Consider the following 15522-nt stretch of genomic DNA (forward strand, 5'->3'; position numbering starts at 1 on the left):
CCATGGATATAGGCACCGCGAACGGAAGTCCAAGCCTCAGGACAGAAGCTCTTGCCGGGTCGCACGAAAGCCCGAGGCGATCCAGGCCTGTTCCAGCGCCTTCAGCCGCGCGCCAAGCGCGGGGCCCGACAGCGCGGGCATCAGGTCCGCCGCCGATACCGGAAAAAGCGCCGCCGCACCGCGCGCGACCGCACCCTGCCAGCCCTCGGGCGGTTCGGTGCCAAGCAAAGCGGCCCGGATCAGGACCGCGTTCGCACCGTCCGCCGCCCCCAGCCGATAGCCCAGAACCTCGGGCCGGTCCTCTTGCAGCGCGCCCTGCAACTGATCTAGCCGCCGCGCCTCGGCCCGCGACAGGCGCAGCCGGTCCGCCACATCCGCGCCGCCCAGAACCGCAAGGCGGCGGATCGGGTCGGGCGTGGCCGCCCCTTCCAGATGCACCAGCGGCGCAAGCGCACGCGCATCGGCGCCGGGCAGGACACGGCCCAGAACGCCGGCGGCCTGCATCGCCGCCACGGCCGGGGCCGGATCGGGCGCGGCCAGCATCTTCCGCATCTCGGCGCCCAGCCTTTCGCGCGACAGCCCCGCGATGCCCTCCGCGTGGCGCGCACAGGCGTCAAGGCCCTCGGGGTCCGGCCCCTCGGCCGGATCGCCATACCATGCAGTGAACCGGAAGAACCGCAGGATACGCAGGTAATCCTCGCGGATCCGGTCTTCGGGATGCCCCACGAAACGCACATGGCGCGCCGACAGATCGGCAAGACCCGCGCCAAGCGGATCGAGCACCTGCCCGTCGGCACGCGCATAAAGTGCGTTCATCGTGAAATCGCGCCGCGCCGCATCCTCCTCGATCCGGTCCGAGAAGGCCACGACGGCATGGCGCCCGAAGGTTTCCACATCGCGCCTGAAGGTCGTGATCTCGTGCGGCTCATGCCCGGCGATCACCGTGACGGTGCCATGCTCGACCCCGGTGGGAACCGCGCGCAAGCCCGCGGCCCCGGCAAGCGCCATCACCCGTTCGGGGGTCGCATCGGTCGAGATGTCGATATCGGACACCGCCTGGCCCAGCAGGGCGTTGCGCACGCAGCCCCCGACCAGAAGCGCCTGATGCCCGCCCTCTTCCAGCAGGGCCAGAACCTGCTGGACATGCGCTGCCTCGATCCACGCACCCGTGACCTTCATGGCGCCATCCGGTCGGCAAGCGCACGCAGGATGCGCGCGGTGGCGCCCCAGATGTAATAGGGACCATAGGGCGCAACATAATAATGCCGCCGCGTGCCACGCCAACGCCGCCCCTCCACGCGGAAGCGGGCCGGATTTGCCACATGTTCCAACGGGACGGTAAAGACCTCTTCGACCTCGCCAGCCTCGGGAACGGGCAGGAAGGGGGCGCGGATGCGCGCGATCACCGGCGTCACCAGAAAGCTCGTGACGGTTTCATGCGGCTCCATCGTGCCCAGGATCTCGACATTCGCGGGATCGAGCGCGATTTCCTCCTGCGCCTCGCGCAGCACCGCCCCGATCGGGCCATAGTCGCCCGGATCGACCTTGCCGCCCGGAAAGGCGATCTGGCCGGGATGGTGGCGCAGATGCGAGGACCGCTTGGTCAGGTAAAGCACCACGCCGCCGGGCGTGGCCAGAAAGGGCACCAGCACCCCGGCGGGGCGCAGCACGCGCCCCTCGGGCGGCAGCGTGCCTGGGTTCAGGTCGTAATCCGACGAAGGCCGCCCCGGTCTTGCCAGGGCGGCAATCACCGGGGCCAGCGGATCACGCATCCCCATCCTCCCGGGCCGAGTCGTCGGGATTCTTCGCCGCCTCGAACCCGAGGGTTTCGGGATCGAAGACGTAATGCGCGCCGCAGAACTGGCAATCCGCCGTCACGGTGCCCTCGGACGTGGTCATGTGCCCGATATCCTTGGCCGAATAGATCGCCAGGGAATCGCGCACCCGCTCTGCCGAACAGGTGCAGCCGAACTCGATCCGCTGCGAATCGAACACGCGGGGCAGTTCCTCGTGGAACAGGCGCACCAGCAGGTCGGTCGGCTGAACCGAGGGGCCGATCAGCTCCATATCCTCGACCGTGTCGAGAAGATGGTTCACGCGGTTCCAGTTCTCGCCTTCCTCGCCGTCGAGGATGTCGTGATGCTCAAGCAGCCCGCCCTCGCCCGACCCTCCCTCGGCCGCGACGGAGGACGAGGCCTTGGGCATGAGCTGGATCATCACGCCACCCGCGCGCCAGTGCTCCTCCTGCCCCGGCAGGGTCGAGCGGCCATAGGACAGCGCAAAGCGCGTCGGAAGCTGCTCGGACTGCGCGAAATAGGTCTGCGCACAGGCGGCAAGCGAACCGCCGGCCAGCGGGGTGATGCCCTGATAGGGCACGGTGCCGCTGCCCTGGTCGATCAGCACGGCGAAATACCCCTCGCCGATCTGCGAGAACGGGTCTTTTCCGGGGTCCAGCGCCTCGGCATCGAAGCTGGCCCAGCCGCGCACGCGCGCAGGCGCGCCATCCTCGGACGGCCCGTAATAATCGGTCGCAAGGATGCGGATCGGCCCGGTGCCACGGATCTGAAGGCTCAGCTTCCAGCGCAGCTTGATCGTCTGCCCGATCAGCGCGGTCAGAAGCGCGGTTTCGGCCACCAGCGCCTCGATCGGCGCGGGATAGGCGTGCTGGCCCAGAACCTTCTCCAGCACGCCATCCAGACGGGCGACGCGCCCGCGGATGTCCGAACGGTCGAGCTGAAACGGCAGGACGGTATCGTCCCAGGCGATTTGCGAAAGCGTGGTCATGCTGTTTCCTTGGGGGTTTTCGTTCAGCCCGCAGGCTGGCATACCCCGCCTATATAGGCGGAGCAACCGATCACCCAAGGGGGCAGGCACATGATACCCAGATTCGGCGAGCCGGTGAAACGCGGTCAGCGCTATTCGCTGCGGCCCGGCGCCTATGCCGTGCTGCGGCTTGGCGCGCGGGTTCTGGTGACCCTTCAGGACGGCGCGCCGCCCGAATTCCAGCTGCCCGGCGGCGGCATAGATCCCGGCGAAAGCCCGCTGCGCGCGCTGCACCGCGAGGTCTATGAGGAAACCGGCTGGTCGATCGCGCAGCCCGTGCGGATCGGCGCGTTCCGCCGCTTCACCTATATGCCCGAATATGACCGCTGGGCCGAGAAGCTGTGCACCATCTACAGCGCGCGCCCGGTGCGCAGGCTTGGCCCGCCGCCCGAGGCCGGGCACAGCGCGGTCTGGATGCCGATGGCGCAGGCCGCCCGCCTTCTGGCAAATGAAGGCGACCGGCATTTCCTGCTGCGCGCCTGGAACCGGGCGTAGCCTGCGCTATCCGGCAGGCCCATCGAATTCCAGCAGGACGGCCGAGATGTCATCGGCCAGTTCCCCCCCGGAATGGGCGTCGATATCCCAAGTCAGGGCATCCAGAAACGCAGGCCCCCGCAGGCGTGCCGAACGCTCCATGATCGCGGCCAGGCCGTCCTCGCCCAGAAGACCGCTCCCGGCGCCTTCGGCCTCGGTGAAGCCGTCGGACATGAGCATCAACCGCTCTCCGGGGGCAAGCGTCAGCCGCCGGGTTTCGTAGCGCGCGCCCTCGATCAGGCCGATCGGCAGGCCGCCATCGCCGATATAATCGACCCGCCCGTCCCGGCGCAGCACCGCCGGATGCGGATGGCCCGCCTGCAACAGCTCGACCTGCCCGGTGGCCAGATCCACATCGGCATAGATCAGCGTGAAATAGGTATCGGTGCGCATCTCCTGCAACATCATGGTGTTGAGGAACGAGGCAAGCTCCGCCGGGGGGCGGGCATCGTAGCTGTCCGGCCCGGTGCGGATCAGGGCGATGTTCTGCTCGGGCGAGGCGCCCGACAGGTAACCCGCCAGCCGCGCCGTCATCAGTGCCGAGGTGATGCCATGGCCCGACACGTCGATCCCGAACAGGGCCACGCGCCCGGCATGGATCGGGAAAAACCCCACCAGATCGCCCCCGACATGCCCCGAGGGCCGCAGCATGAGCGACACCGACGCCGTCCCGAAGGATCGGAACCTTTCGCGCACAAGGCTTTGCTGCAACTTGCGCGCCTCGACCAGATCGCGGTCGATGGCCTCTTTTGCGGCGCGCAACAGGCGGTTCTTCTCTTGCAGCTCCCGCTCCATCCGCAGGATGCGATCGCCCGCGCTCAGCCGCGCGCGCAACTCATCGCCGTTGACGGGTTTGGACAGGAAATCATCCGCCCCCATTTCAAGACCGCGCGCAACATCCGTGGCGTCGGATTTGGAGGTGAGCAGGATGAAATAGCCATAGCCCTCCCGCTCCATCGCGCGGAATTCCCGGCAGAAATCAATGCCCGTCAGCCCCGGCATCATCCAGTCCGAGATCACCATGTCGGGCTCGGTCCGGGCACAGATCGAAAGCGCCTCCTCGACAGAGCCGGCCTCGATCACCTGATAGCCCGAGCGCGCGAGCTGCGCGGACAGGATGCGGCGCTGCATCCTGCTGTCATCGACGACAAGAACCCGGCGCGGAGCGTCGTTCGGGCCTGCGCCGATGCGCGGATGCGGCTGATGGTGCAAAACGGACCCTGCTGGCTGCTGCTTCGCACCAGACTAGGCCGCGGCGATTTAACAACCCGTGAAGCCGCGATGGCGGCTGGAATTAAGCCTTCCGAAACGATTGCCGCCTAGCCTGAGCGCGGTGGGTATCTTTACGGGGTATGTGATGATTGACTGGGTCCGCGTGATCGAACTGCGTAACGAAATCGGCGCCGACGGCTTTGCCGAGGTGATCGAGCTTTTCCTTGAAGAGGTCGAAAGCGTCATCGGCACCCTTGGCCAGGCACCCGCGACACTACCCGAAGATCTGCATTTCCTGAAGGGTTCGGCGCTCAATCTTGGCTTCAGGGCTTTCGGAGACATCTGCCGCCAGACAGAACGGCGCTGCACCGAGGGCACGGCGACGCAGGCGGACATCGCGGCGACACAGGCCTGCTATATCGCATCGAAGGCCGAGTTCCTGACTCGCATGCAAGAAGTCGGCACAGCGGCCTGACCGCGCCGGTCAGATCAGGAATTCCGCCAGAATCGTGTCTTCGGTGATGTCGCGATAGCTGAAACCGGCCGTGTCGAGCTTGTCCGTCAGATCCCGAAAATTCCCCGCCTGTTTCGTTTCGATCCCGATCAGGACCGAACCGAAATTGCGCGCCGAACGCTTGAGGTATTCGAACCGGGCGATGTCGTCATCGGGGCCCAGCATCTGAAGGAATTCGCGCAGCGCGCCGGGGCGCTGCGGCATGCGCAGGATGAAATATTTCTTCAGCCCGGCAAAACGCTGCGCACGTTCCTTGACTTCGGGCAGGCGCTCGAAATCGAAATTCCCGCCCGAGGTGATGCAGACCACGGTCTTGCCGCGGATCTCTTCGGCCAGTTGCGGCAGCACATCCAGCGCAAGCGCCCCGGCCGGTTCCAGCACGATGCCCTCGACATTCAGCATCTCGATCATCGTGCCGCAGATCCGGTCTTCGGGGGCAAGCAGCACCTGTTCGGGCCGCACCCAGTCAAGCCGCGCAAAGGTCAGCGTGCCGATCCGGGCCACGGCCGCGCCATCGACAAACGAGTTCACCGCCTCAAGCGTCACGGGATGACCGGCGCGAACCGCTTCGGTCAGGCTGGCCCCGCCCATGGGCTCGACGAACCGGAACGCGGTCTGCGGCGCCACCTCGCGCAGATAGCCGGTCACCCCTGCCGCAAGCCCGCCGCCACCGACCGGCAGGATCACCAGGTCCGGCGCATGGCCCAGCTGTTCCAGCAATTCCACCCCGACGCTGGCCTGGCCCTCGATCACGTCGGCATCGTCGAAGGGCGCCAGGAAATGCGCCCCGGCCTGCGCACAGAATTCCTTGCTGGCCGTCAGGGTCTGGTCGAAATAATCCCCCGTCAGGACGATCTCGATATTGCCCGCGCCGAAAGTGCGGGTCTTGTCGATCTTTTGCTGCGGCGTGGTGACCGGCATGAAGATCGTGCCCTTCACGCCGAAATGCCGGCAGGCATAGGCCACGCCCTGCGCATGATTGCCGGCGCTTGCGCAAACAAAATGGTCTTGGGCGGGGTTATCGGCGCACACCTTGCGCATTGCGTTGAACGCGCCGCGCAGCTTGTAGCTGCGCACCGGACTCAGATCCTCGCGCTTGAGCCAGATCTCGGCACCATAGCGCGCGGAAAGGTGATCGTTACGCTGCAACGGGGTCGCGTCGAAAAGATCCCGCAGGGCCCCGGTGGTGTTATGCGCTGCCTCTGCGAACCCGCCCATCGTGCATTCCTCGCTGAATTTTCTTTCTTCCGCCACGATTGGCGGCATGTGTCAAGCCGCCGGTCCCGGCAAGAACACGCCTGCGAGACGGCCCTTGCCTCATTTTTGCCTTGCCCTCGTGCCAGTTTCGCAAAAGCCTTCAGATTGCAATCAATGCCGCCCCGCAGGAGGATTTGGACAATGGCACGCTCGACTCGCATGATGGCGGCACTTGCCGCCGCAGCATTGGCATTCGCCCCGCTTGGCGATTCTGTTCCACTACTTGGGGCCGATGCTGCCTTCGCCAAGGGTGGCAATGGTGGCGGAAATGGTGGCGGCAACGGCGGTGGAAACGGCGGCGGCAAGGACAAGAGCAATAACGGGAAATCGGGCGGCGCCAAGTCCGGCAGCGCCAAGTCCGGCGCAAAATCCGGCACTCCCAAAGGTGTCATTTTCAACGGCGGCTCGCAGAAGGGGAGTGTGAAGAGCTCCTCGAAAAACTCGACCAAGAAGGCCACCGGCGGTTCGAAGAAACTTGCCAAGACCCGCTCGACAGCGCCGACCGAACTGGCTCCCAAGGTTTCCAGGTCTCCGATGAAGAAACCTGGCCAGGGCGCCCTCGCATCCGAGCTCAAGGGGCTGAATGCGGCGCATGCAAGCGCCACGGCAATGGCCAATGCCAGCCCGAACAGCCAGGTCGGCCGGATTGCCGCCTATCGTGACAGCGTGATGGCCGAGGCCGAGGCCCTCGACCGCCTGCCCGCCGCCGCCGAGGAGCTGGCCGCGTTGCAAGCGGACGAATATCGCACGACCGAGGAAATCCAGACCGAAATCGACGCACTGGAAGATCCGGTCGGGGCCGATGCCGAAACCCTCGCCGCGCTGGAAGCCGAGCTTGAGGCCACGCAGGCCAACGCAGAGCAGGTCGCCGCCCTGGAGGCGGAGATCACAGAGCTTGAAGACACCATCGCAAATGCCGATATCAATCAGCAGGAAGCCCTGCTTTCCGCATCCAACGGGCGCGCACTCTCGCCTGAGGCGATGTCCCAGCTGCATGCGCTTCTGGGCCTACCCGAACCCGATCCGATCGCTCCGGCCACCGAGCCCCCGATCGAGGACAGCCCCGAAGAGCTTGCCGCAGCGGAAGATTCCGTCACCACGGAATAATCCCGGATTGCAACGGCACAGGAAAGGCGGCCACCCGGCCGCCTTATTCTGTTGGTGCGAACCCTTGCCCGGCTGCGAAAAACCCAATAGACCGCCATGCGACATTCCCTTGAGACAAGAGGCAGTCCCATGACCGCGCCCAAGAAAGTCGTTTTGGCCTATTCCGGTGGCCTCGACACCTCGATCATCCTGAAATGGCTGCAAACCGAATACGGCTGCGAGGTGATCACCTTCACCGCCGACCTGGGCCAGGGCGAAGAGCTGGACCCCGCCCGCAAGAAGGCCGAACTTCTGGGCATCAAGCCCGAGAACATCCATATCGAGGATGTGCGCGAGGAATTCGTGCGCGATTTCGTCTTCCCGATGTTCCGCGCCAATGCGCTTTACGAAGGGCTTTATCTGCTTGGCACCTCGATCGCGCGCCCGCTGATCTCCAAGCGGCTGGTAGAGATCGCGCATGAGCATGGCGCCGATGCCGTGGCCCATGGCGCCACCGGCAAGGGCAACGATCAGGTCCGGTTCGAGCTGTCGGCCTATGCGCTCGATCCCTCGATCCGCGTGATCGCGCCCTGGCGGGAATGGGATCTCAGCTCGCGCACCAAGCTTCTGGAATTCGCCGAGCAGAACCAGATCCCGATCGCCAAGGACAAGCGCGGCGAGGCGCCCTTCTCGGTCGATGCGAACCTGCTGCACACCTCCTCGGAGGGCAAGGTGCTGGAAAATCCGGGCGAAGAGGCCCCCGATTACGTCTATCAGCGCACCGTCCACCCCGAGGACGCCCCGGACGAGCCCGAGTTCCTCGAGATCACCTTCGAGCGCGGCGACGCGGTGGCGATCAACGGCGCGGCGATGAGCCCGGCCACGATCCTCACGAAGCTGAACGAGCTGGGCGGCAAGCACGGCGTGGGCCGGCTGGATCTGGTCGAGAACCGCTTCGTGGGCATGAAATCGCGCGGCGTCTACGAAACCCCCGGCGGCACCATCCTGCTGGAGGCACATCGCGGGATCGAACAGATCACGCTCGACAGCGGCGCGGGCCACCTCAAGGATTCGATCATGCCGCGCTATGCGGAACTGATCTATAACGGCTTCTGGTTCAGCCCCGAGCGCGAGATGCTCCAGGCCTTGATCGACAAGAGCCAGGAACATGTCACCGGCACGGTGCGCGTGAAACTCTACAAGGGCTCGGTGCGCACGGTGGCGCGCTGGTCCGATCACTCGCTCTATTCCGAGGCCCATGTGACCTTCGAGGAAGATGCCGGCGCTTACGATCAGAAGGATGCCGCGGGCTTCATCCGGCTCAACGCGCTGCGGCTGAAACTGCTGGCCACGCGCAACGCACGGGTCAAGCCGTGACGGCCCGCGCCGCCATCGTCACCGTCTCCGACCGCGCCTCCAGCGGCGAATACGAGGACAAGGGCGGCCCCGGTTGCGAAGACTGGCTGCGCGGCGTGGTCACCACGCCGCTCACCATCACCCGCCACATCATCCCCGACGGACGCGCCAGCGTGCGCGACACGCTGCACAAGCTGGTTGCCGAAGGGGCGGATCTGATCCTCGTCACCGGCGGCACCGGTCCCGCCCCCCGCGACGAAACCCCCGAGGGCGTCGCGGAGGTGATCGAAAAGGAACTCGCAGGCTTTGGCGAGGAAATGCGCCGCGCCTCGCTTCTCGAGGTGCCCACCGCCATCCTGTCGCGCCAAAGCGCGGGCATCGCGGGCAAATCGCTGATCATCACCCTGCCGGGCAAACCCTCGGCCATCGCCACCTGCCTGAACGCGGTCTTCGCCGCCGTGCCCTACTGCCTCGACCTGATCGGCGCCGGGCATATCGACACCGACCCGCAGAAGATCCGCGCCTTCCGCCCGAAAAAGGGCTGACCCTTCATCTTCGCAAAAATATCCCCGCCGGAGGCGCAGCGTGCCGCAACACCGGCGGCGGGCACGAAAAGGCCCCGCCGGATGAACGGCGGGGCAAGGCTGCGCCCGTGGGCGGACCACAGGCACCGGCGGTAAACCTGGTTCGGATCTGCCTCAGTTCGGGCGTTCGCCCATCTCGGCGCGGATCTGCTGGCGCAGAAGATCGATCGGCACCATCTTGCCCTCGCGCCTGAAGTGCCAGTAGGTCCAGCCGTTGCAGGACGGCGCGCCTTCCAGATGCGCCCCCACCTGATGGATCGAGCCCTTCACGTCATTGCCCACCAGCGTGCCATCGGCGCGCACCTTGGCCTTGTAGCGGTTCCCGACCGAGAAAAGCTCTTCGCCCGGACGCAGCATCCCGCGCTCCACCAGCTGGCCGAAGGGCACGCGCGGCTCGGCACGTTTGGAGCCGGTGATCTCAAGCGCCTCGCGGTCGAACTTGCGCACCTTCGAGATGCGCTTGCCGGCCACCTTGCGATAGGCCTCTTCGCGCTCGATGCCGATGAACTCGCGCCCCAGCATCTTGGCCACCGCACCCGTGGTGCCGGTGCCGAAGAACGGATCAAGGATCACGTCGCCCGGATTGGTCGTGCCAAGGATCACGCGGTGCAGCAGGCTTTCAGGCTTTTGCGTGGGATGGGCCTTGTCGCCCTGCTCGTCCTTCAGGCGCTCGTTCCCGGTGCAGATCGGCAGAACCCAGTCCGAACGCATCTGCACGCCTTCGTTCAGCGCCTTCAGCGCCTCGTAGTTGAAGGTGTATTTCGCCCCTTCGGATTTCGACGCCCAGATCAGCGTCTCATGCGCGTTGGTCAGGCGCTTGCCGCGGAAGTTCGGCATCGGGTTCGACTTGCGCCAGACCACATCGTTGAGGATCCAGAAGCCCTGGTTCTGAAGCTCGGCCCCCATGCGGAAGACGTTGTGATAGCTGCCGATCACCCAGATCGCCCCGTTGGGTTTCAGGATCCGGCGCGCCGCGGCCAGCCAGTCGCGGGTGAAACGGTCATAGGCCGCGAAAGAGGCGAACTGGTCCCAGGCATCATCCACCGCATCGACCTTGGAATTGTCGGGCCGGTGCAGATCGCCGCGCAGTTGCAGGTTATAGGGCGGATCGGCAAAGATCAGGTCCACGCTTGCCTCGGGCAAGCCGTTCATCACGTCGATGCAGTCGCCTGCGATAATCTGGTTCAGTGGCAGCGCCGCCTGCGCCGCCCTGGTTGCTGTCTTTGTCATTTCTGCCTCGTCTTTGCCCGTTTCGGCCATGCCGGCTTTGTGCCGATCTCATGGGTCAAAGATGAGTCATTGGCGATTCGCCGTCAAATTCTTTTTTGAATCAAGGACTTACAGATTTCACTTGGCACAAGATATTGTGCACCGGGCGAAACGAACGCCTATGGTGAGGGGTCACCCCCAGATTTAGGAGCGCCTCCAGGTGGTCCTTTGTGGGATATCCGGCATTGCGCTCCCAGCCGTAGCCGGGATGTTGTTGCGCCAAATCCACCATGAGAGCATCGCGCGCCTGTTTGGCCAGGATCGAGGCCGCCGCGATCGAAACCGAACGCGCATCGCCCTTGACCACGGCTTCGGCGGAAAGCGTCAGGCCGCGCGGCAGGCGGTTGCCGTCGATCAGCGCGTGATCGGGCGGCGCGGACAGCCCCGCCACCGCGCGGCACATCGCCAGATGCGATGCCTGAAGGATGTTCAGCCGGTCGATCTCTTCCACGCTGGCATGGGCCACGCACCAGTCGGCATTCTCCATGATGGCGCGGGCCAGCTCGGCACGGCGCGCGGCCGAAAGCTTCTTTGAATCGTTCAGCCCATCGGGAATGCGCGCGGGGTCCAGCACGACCGCGGCGGCCGTCACCGGGCCGCAAAGCGGGCCGCGCCCCACCTCGTCCACGCCGCAAACGCGCGAAAGGCCGCGCGCGAAAGCGGCCTCTTCGAAGGAAAAATCGGGTGCCTGCGTCATGGGCCAGCAATGGCCCGGTTTGGCCGTGCAGGCAATGCCAATCGTCGCCGGAGCCGAATTGCCCCGGCGACGGGCGCCCGGTCAGCGCCGCGACACACGGATGCCGTTTTCGCGCAGGCAGTTCAGCCCATAGGCACGGCGAGCACCACGATCGCCGCGCAGATCAAAGGCGCAATGGGCCGGCAGGTAGCGCGCATCGACGGAACGCTCGGCACAACGCGCGGGAACCACTTCGCGCATACGGTTGCCCAAACGAAGCTGTTGCACACATTCCGCGGGGATCACGCGCCGTGCATCCCGCTTGTGGTTCCAGTTCCGGCGCTGGTCCTTGTTGCGATACTGGTTCTTGTCGTCCCAGTCGTAATTGCGGCCGTAATAGCGGTCGGCCTCTTGCGCCGCGCGGTCAGCTTTCCGTTGCTTGTTGTCGTTTACTTCCTTGACGACAAGGCCGATCGCAGCGGCGGCGGCAAGGGCGCGCAGCACGTCGCGCTCGGTGTCGCCCAGTGCGGCGGCGGGCGTGGCGGTGGCCAGCATCGAGCTGAGCACGATCGAGCCTGCAACGACATAACCGCTCAGGCGCCGAAGGATGGCCTTGGGTGCGATGGTCATGGCAATTTCCTTTCCGGTTGCGGCGGCAACGTGCCGCCCGAGGCGTGGTGCCGTCAAACTGCGCCCCCCTGGCAGCGTCACGCAATATCGCCCCGTTGATATCCGATAACAGGGCCGGCGGGGGCGTATCGCTATTGCATAACGCCCCGCCTCGCCGCAGGTTTTGCACATGATGAAACACATGCTCCTTGTCCTGGCCCTTCTGGCCGCATCGCCCGTGCAGGCCGCCTGTTATGCCGATTACAAGGCCAAGCAGGACAACCCGCTGCGCCTGCATTACGGCGTGGCGCAACTGCCCGACGATGCCTGCACGATGGATGGCGCCTCACGCCATCTTGCCCCGCGCCTTGCCCGCGACGGCTGGACGCTTCTGAACATCTTGTCCATCTTCGGGCCGGAAGGTATTCAGCAAAGGAAAGCCAGTGCCGGGCCATACTACCTCCGTTACTGAGGGGTTGCGCGCGGGCTCGCGTGCGCTCACCTGGGGCATCGTGGCGATCGTCGTGCTGCTGGCGCTTGCGGCGGTGCTGTTGCTGGCCGCGCTGCCCGATGCCAACGCCTTCAACGCGCGGGTCGAGCGGATCTTCGTCGAGAACGACGCCCTGACCGGCGCGGCCGAAATCCGGCTGCTGGAGATCCTTGCGCAATCCGGCACCGCCTTTTCCGAGGTGCTGGGTTCCTACCGGGTGATCATCTTCATCCTTCTGGTCTTTGCCACCGCGCTTCTGGTCGCGTCCCTGGTGTTTCTGGTCACGATCATGGCGCTGAACCGGCGCATGTCCGAGATCCGCCGCGCCGGGATCGAGGTGCAGACCATGCGGATCCTGCGCGGCGAGAATGCGGTGATGCTGAACGACATGGCCTTCACCCTGACCCCCGCCGCGATCGAGACCCTTGCCGTGCTGGCCGAGGCGCGGATGGATGATGACATCCTGACCGGCGCCCAGATCGAGGCGGTGATCTCGGGCCGCCCCGAGGCCGATTGCGACGAGGCCGCCGGCGCCACCCGCATCAAGCGGCTGCGCGACGCGCTTGGAAACCAGTTGGTGGCCGAGCTTCTGGTGCGCAACATTTCGCGCAAGGGTTACACGCTGACGGTAGACAAGGACGCGATCCGCGTGGACTGACTTTCGCTTGCGAAGGGGGGGAGGGGGTCCTATATCGCGTCTTCACTTTGCCGTTTGGGGGGGCCCATGATTCCGACACCCTACTACCTGATCGACAAAAGGCGCCTTCTGTCCAACATGGAAAAGATCGCGGCGCTGCGCGAGGCCTCGGGGGCGAAGGCGCTTCTGGCGCTAAAATGCTTTGCCACCTGGTCCGCCTTCGATTTCATGCGCGAGTATATGGACGGCACGACCTCTTCCTCGCTGTTCGAGCTGCGCCTGGGGCGCGAGAAGTTCGGGCGCGAAACCCATGCCTATTCCGTGGCCTGGGCCGATGGAGAGATCGACGAGGCGGTCTCTTATGCCGACAAGATCATCTTCAATTCCATCGGCCAGCTGGAGCGTTTCGCGGGCAAGGCGGCGGGGATCGAATGCGGCCTGCGGCTCAACCCCCGCTTCTCGACCTCGGGCTTCGATCTGGCGGACCCTGCGCGCCCCTTCTCGCGGCTGGGCGAATGGGACGTGGCGCGGATCGAGACGGTGATGGACCGCATTTCCGGCTTCATGATCCATTACAACTGCGAAAACCGCGACTTCGCGCTTTTCGACCAGCAACTGACCCGGATCGAGGCCGAATTCACACCGCTTCTGTCGCGCATGAAATGGGTCAGCCTTGGCGGCGGCATCCATTTCACCGGCGAAGGCTATCCGCTGATGAAGCTGGCCGCGCGGCTGCGGGCCTTTGCCGACAGGTTCGGCGTGCAGGTCTATCTGGAACCCGGCGAGGCCGCGATCACCAATTCGACCACGCTCGAGGTTTCGGTGCTCGATCTGCTGGACAATGGCAAGCGCCTGGCGATCGTCGATTCCAGTATCGAGGCGCATATGCTCGATCTGCTGATCTACCGCGAAAGCGCCAAGCTGCCGCAGCAGGGCGAACACGAATACCAGATCTGCGGAAAATCCTGCCTTGCGGGCGATATTTTCGGCGATGCGCGCTTTCCCGCGCCGCTGAAGGTGGGCGACCGGATTTCCGTTCAGGACGCGGCCGGGTATACCATGGTCAAGAAGAACTGGTTCAACGGCGTCAACATGCCGGCCATCGTCATTCGTGAACTCGACGGTTCGGAACGGGTCGTGCGCGAATTTTCCTACGAGGATTATGCCTCCTCGTTGTCCTGAGGGCGCAAGCCCCCTTCCCCTGTCCTGCGAGAAAAGGAGACAGCCGAAGTGAAACGTAACGTGCTTATCATCGGTGCCGGTGGTGTGGCGCAAGTGGTTGCCCACAAATGCGCACAAAACAACGACATTCTGGGTGAGCTGCACATCGCCTCGCGCACGAGGGCGAAATGCGATGCAATCATTGCCAGCGTTCACGAAAAGAACGCGATGAAGCAGCCCGGCACGTTCGAGGCCCACGGCGTCGACGCAACCGATACCGCCGCGGTAGCGGATCTGATCCGCGGGACCGGCGCGCAGATCGTCATCAATGTCGGAAGCCCCTTCGTGAACATGCCGGTGCTGGAGGCCTGCATCCAGACCGGCGCCGCCTATATGGACACCGCGATCCACGAAGACCCGGCGAAGATCTGCGAAACTCCGCCATGGTATGGCAATTACGAATGGAAAAGGCGCGCGGCCTGCGCCGAGGCGGGCGTCACGGCGATCTTTGGCGTCGGCTTCGACCCCGGCGTGGTGAACGCCTATGCGCGGCTGGCCGAGGAAGAGCTGCTCGATACGATCGAAAGCATCGACATCGTGGATATCAACGCGGGTTCCCACGGCAGGTATTTCGCCACGAATTTCGACCCCGAGATCAACTTCCGCGAATTCACCGGCACGGTCTACAGCTGGCAGGGCGGCGCCTGGCAGACGAACCGGATGTTCGAGATCGGCCGCGAATGGGATCTGCCCGTCGTCGGCAAGCAAAAGGCCTACATGACCGGTCATGACGAGGTGCATTCGCTTTCGGCGCGCTACAGCCATGCCGATGTGCGCTTCTGGATGGGATTTGGCGATCACTACATCAATGTCTTCACCGTGCTGAAGAACCTTGGCCTTCTGTCCGAGCAGCCGGTGAAAACCGCCGAGGGGCAGGAGGTCATTCCGCTCAAGGTCGTCAAGGCGGTGCTGCCCGATCCAGCCAGCCTTGCGCCGGACTATACCGGCAAGACCTGCATCGGCGATCTGGTCAAGGGCACCAAGGACGGCAAGCCCGCCGAGGTCTTCGTCTATAACGTGGCCGATCACAAGGACGCCTTCGACGAGGTCGGCAGCCAGGGCATCAGCTACACCGCCGGCGTGCCACCGGTTGCCGCGGCCATCCTGATCGCGCAGGGCACCTGGGACGCGGCCCGAATGGCCAATGTCGAAGACCTGGAACCGCGCCCCTTCCTGGAGCTTCTGGGCAGGATGGGCCTGCCGACCCGCGTGATCGACACGGACGGAACCGACCGCGCGCTTTGATACCGGAAC

The 15522-nt window shown here is 65.0% G+C and carries 17 protein-coding genes; 9 read left to right on the forward strand and 8 right to left on the reverse strand.

The window, feature by feature from the left end; all coding sequences use genetic code 11:
• Positions 1–36: 36 nt before the first annotated feature.
• From AC4PTO_RS15995 to hslO, 3 genes are read right to left on the reverse strand one after another with little or no spacing between them, the layout of a single operon-like run.
• A complete protein-coding gene (locus tag AC4PTO_RS15995) occupies positions 37–1179 on the reverse strand; it encodes a CCA tRNA nucleotidyltransferase (RefSeq protein ID WP_492730162.1) in 1143 nt (380 codons plus the stop codon).
• A complete protein-coding gene (locus AC4PTO_RS16000; protein ID WP_492730164.1) occupies positions 1176–1778 on the reverse strand; it encodes a CoA pyrophosphatase in 603 nt (200 codons plus the stop codon). The genes AC4PTO_RS15995 and AC4PTO_RS16000 overlap by 4 nt, the downstream gene beginning before the upstream one ends.
• On the reverse strand, positions 1765–2784 hold the full coding sequence (gene hslO / locus AC4PTO_RS16005; RefSeq protein WP_492730167.1) for an Hsp33 family molecular chaperone HslO: 1020 nt from the start codon (positions 2782–2784) through the stop codon (positions 1765–1767). The genes AC4PTO_RS16000 and hslO overlap by 14 nt, the downstream gene beginning before the upstream one ends.
• A gap of 90 nt (positions 2785–2874) precedes the next feature.
• Here hslO and AC4PTO_RS16010 point away from each other — a divergent pair, with 90 nt between their 5' ends.
• Complete coding sequence (locus tag AC4PTO_RS16010) at positions 2875–3318, forward strand: NUDIX hydrolase (RefSeq protein WP_492730169.1); 444 nt, start codon at positions 2875–2877, stop codon at positions 3316–3318.
• 6 nt (positions 3319–3324) lie between these two features.
• Here AC4PTO_RS16010 and AC4PTO_RS16015 read toward each other — a convergent pair whose 3' ends face one another.
• A complete protein-coding gene (locus tag AC4PTO_RS16015; RefSeq protein WP_492730171.1) occupies positions 3325–4488 on the reverse strand; it encodes a PP2C family protein-serine/threonine phosphatase in 1164 nt (387 codons plus the stop codon).
• A 226-nt stretch (positions 4489–4714) separates the two neighbouring features.
• On the opposite strand from AC4PTO_RS16015, the gene AC4PTO_RS16020 reads away from it, so the two are divergent.
• Entirely contained in the window at positions 4715–5044 is a 330-nt protein-coding gene (locus AC4PTO_RS16020) for an Hpt domain-containing protein (protein WP_492730173.1), read from the forward strand.
• A 9-nt stretch (positions 5045–5053) separates the two neighbouring features.
• On the opposite strand, the gene ilvA is transcribed toward AC4PTO_RS16020, so the two are convergent.
• A complete protein-coding gene (gene ilvA / locus AC4PTO_RS16025; RefSeq protein ID WP_492730175.1) occupies positions 5054–6301 on the reverse strand; it encodes a threonine ammonia-lyase IlvA in 1248 nt (415 codons plus the stop codon).
• A 180-nt stretch (positions 6302–6481) separates the two neighbouring features.
• Between ilvA and AC4PTO_RS16030 the strand changes: the two genes are divergently transcribed.
• From AC4PTO_RS16030 to mog, 3 genes are all read left to right on the forward strand, one after another.
• Positions 6482–7447, forward strand: a complete 966-nt coding sequence (locus tag AC4PTO_RS16030) for a hypothetical protein (RefSeq protein ID WP_492730177.1) — start codon at positions 6482–6484, stop codon at positions 7445–7447.
• 129 nt (positions 7448–7576) lie between these two features.
• Complete coding sequence (locus AC4PTO_RS16035) at positions 7577–8803, forward strand: argininosuccinate synthase (protein ID WP_492730179.1); 1227 nt, start codon at positions 7577–7579, stop codon at positions 8801–8803.
• Positions 8800–9327: a molybdopterin adenylyltransferase gene (mog, locus tag AC4PTO_RS16040; protein ID WP_492730180.1), complete on the forward strand. Its 528-nt coding sequence runs from the start codon at positions 8800–8802 to the stop codon at positions 9325–9327. The genes AC4PTO_RS16035 and mog overlap by 4 nt, the downstream gene beginning before the upstream one ends.
• A gap of 153 nt (positions 9328–9480) precedes the next feature.
• Here mog and AC4PTO_RS16045 read toward each other — a convergent pair whose 3' ends face one another.
• The 3 genes from AC4PTO_RS16045 to AC4PTO_RS16055 form a co-directional block, all read right to left on the reverse strand.
• Positions 9481–10596 (reverse strand): site-specific DNA-methyltransferase, encoded by a 1116-nt coding sequence (locus AC4PTO_RS16045; RefSeq protein ID WP_492730182.1) that lies wholly within the window; start codon positions 10594–10596, stop codon positions 9481–9483.
• Positions 10597–10696: 100 nt separating this feature from the next.
• Positions 10697–11332, reverse strand: a complete 636-nt coding sequence (gene rnhB / locus AC4PTO_RS16050; protein ID WP_492730184.1) for a ribonuclease HII — start codon at positions 11330–11332, stop codon at positions 10697–10699.
• A gap of 81 nt (positions 11333–11413) precedes the next feature.
• Positions 11414–11941, reverse strand: a complete 528-nt coding sequence (locus tag AC4PTO_RS16055; RefSeq protein ID WP_492730186.1) for a hypothetical protein — start codon at positions 11939–11941, stop codon at positions 11414–11416.
• Positions 11942–12113: 172 nt separating this feature from the next.
• Between AC4PTO_RS16055 and AC4PTO_RS16060 the strand changes: the two genes are divergently transcribed.
• The 4 genes from AC4PTO_RS16060 (at position 12114) to AC4PTO_RS16075 (ending at position 15513) form a co-directional block, all read left to right on the forward strand.
• Entirely contained in the window at positions 12114–12392 is a 279-nt protein-coding gene (locus AC4PTO_RS16060; protein ID WP_492733657.1) for a hypothetical protein, read from the forward strand.
• Positions 12364–13068 (forward strand): winged helix-turn-helix domain-containing protein, encoded by a 705-nt coding sequence (locus AC4PTO_RS16065; RefSeq protein ID WP_492730188.1) that lies wholly within the window; start codon positions 12364–12366, stop codon positions 13066–13068. The genes AC4PTO_RS16060 and AC4PTO_RS16065 overlap by 29 nt, the downstream gene beginning before the upstream one ends.
• A gap of 66 nt (positions 13069–13134) precedes the next feature.
• Entirely contained in the window at positions 13135–14229 is a 1095-nt protein-coding gene (locus AC4PTO_RS16070; RefSeq protein WP_492730190.1) for a carboxynorspermidine decarboxylase, read from the forward strand.
• Between the two features lie 48 nt (positions 14230–14277).
• The gene (locus tag AC4PTO_RS16075; RefSeq protein WP_492730191.1) at positions 14278–15513 is read left to right on the forward strand and encodes a saccharopine dehydrogenase family protein; all 1236 of its coding nucleotides are present in this window, start codon (positions 14278–14280) and stop codon (positions 15511–15513) included.
• The last annotated feature ends 9 nt before the right edge of the window (positions 15514–15522 follow it).

The sequence above is a fragment of the Rhodobacter maritimus genome (genome assembly GCF_058747975.1).

Bases quoted from the DNA above. Each gene is read 5' to 3' on its own strand.
- rnhB (WP_492730184.1), bottom strand. From the start codon at position 11,332: ATGACGCAGGCACCCGATTTTTCCTTCGAAGAGGCCGCTTTCGCGCGC.
- AC4PTO_RS16020 (WP_492730173.1), top strand. From the start codon at position 4,715: ATGATTGACTGGGTCCGCGTGATCGAACTGCGTAACGAAATCGGCGCC.
- AC4PTO_RS16030 (WP_492730177.1), top strand. From the start codon at position 6,482: ATGGCACGCTCGACTCGCATGATGGCGGCACTTGCCGCCGCAGCATTG.
- AC4PTO_RS16060 (WP_492733657.1), top strand. From the start codon at position 12,114: ATGAAACACATGCTCCTTGTCCTGGCCCTTCTGGCCGCATCGCCCGTG.
- hslO (WP_492730167.1), bottom strand. From the start codon at position 2,784: ATGACCACGCTTTCGCAAATCGCCTGGGACGATACCGTCCTGCCGTTT.
- AC4PTO_RS16010 (WP_492730169.1), top strand. From the start codon at position 2,875: ATGATACCCAGATTCGGCGAGCCGGTGAAACGCGGTCAGCGCTATTCG.
- AC4PTO_RS16045 (WP_492730182.1), bottom strand. From the start codon at position 10,596: ATGACAAAGACAGCAACCAGGGCGGCGCAGGCGGCGCTGCCACTGAAC.
- AC4PTO_RS16055 (WP_492730186.1), bottom strand. From the start codon at position 11,941: ATGACCATCGCACCCAAGGCCATCCTTCGGCGCCTGAGCGGTTATGTC.
- AC4PTO_RS16015 (WP_492730171.1), bottom strand. From the start codon at position 4,488: ATGCAGCGCCGCATCCTGTCCGCGCAGCTCGCGCGCTCGGGCTATCAG.
- AC4PTO_RS16070 (WP_492730190.1), top strand. From the start codon at position 13,135: ATGATTCCGACACCCTACTACCTGATCGACAAAAGGCGCCTTCTGTCC.
- AC4PTO_RS16035 (WP_492730179.1), top strand. From the start codon at position 7,577: ATGACCGCGCCCAAGAAAGTCGTTTTGGCCTATTCCGGTGGCCTCGAC.
- AC4PTO_RS16000 (WP_492730164.1), bottom strand. From the start codon at position 1,778: ATGGGGATGCGTGATCCGCTGGCCCCGGTGATTGCCGCCCTGGCAAGA.
- AC4PTO_RS15995 (WP_492730162.1), bottom strand. From the start codon at position 1,179: ATGAAGGTCACGGGTGCGTGGATCGAGGCAGCGCATGTCCAGCAGGTT.
- ilvA (WP_492730175.1), bottom strand. From the start codon at position 6,301: ATGGGCGGGTTCGCAGAGGCAGCGCATAACACCACCGGGGCCCTGCGG.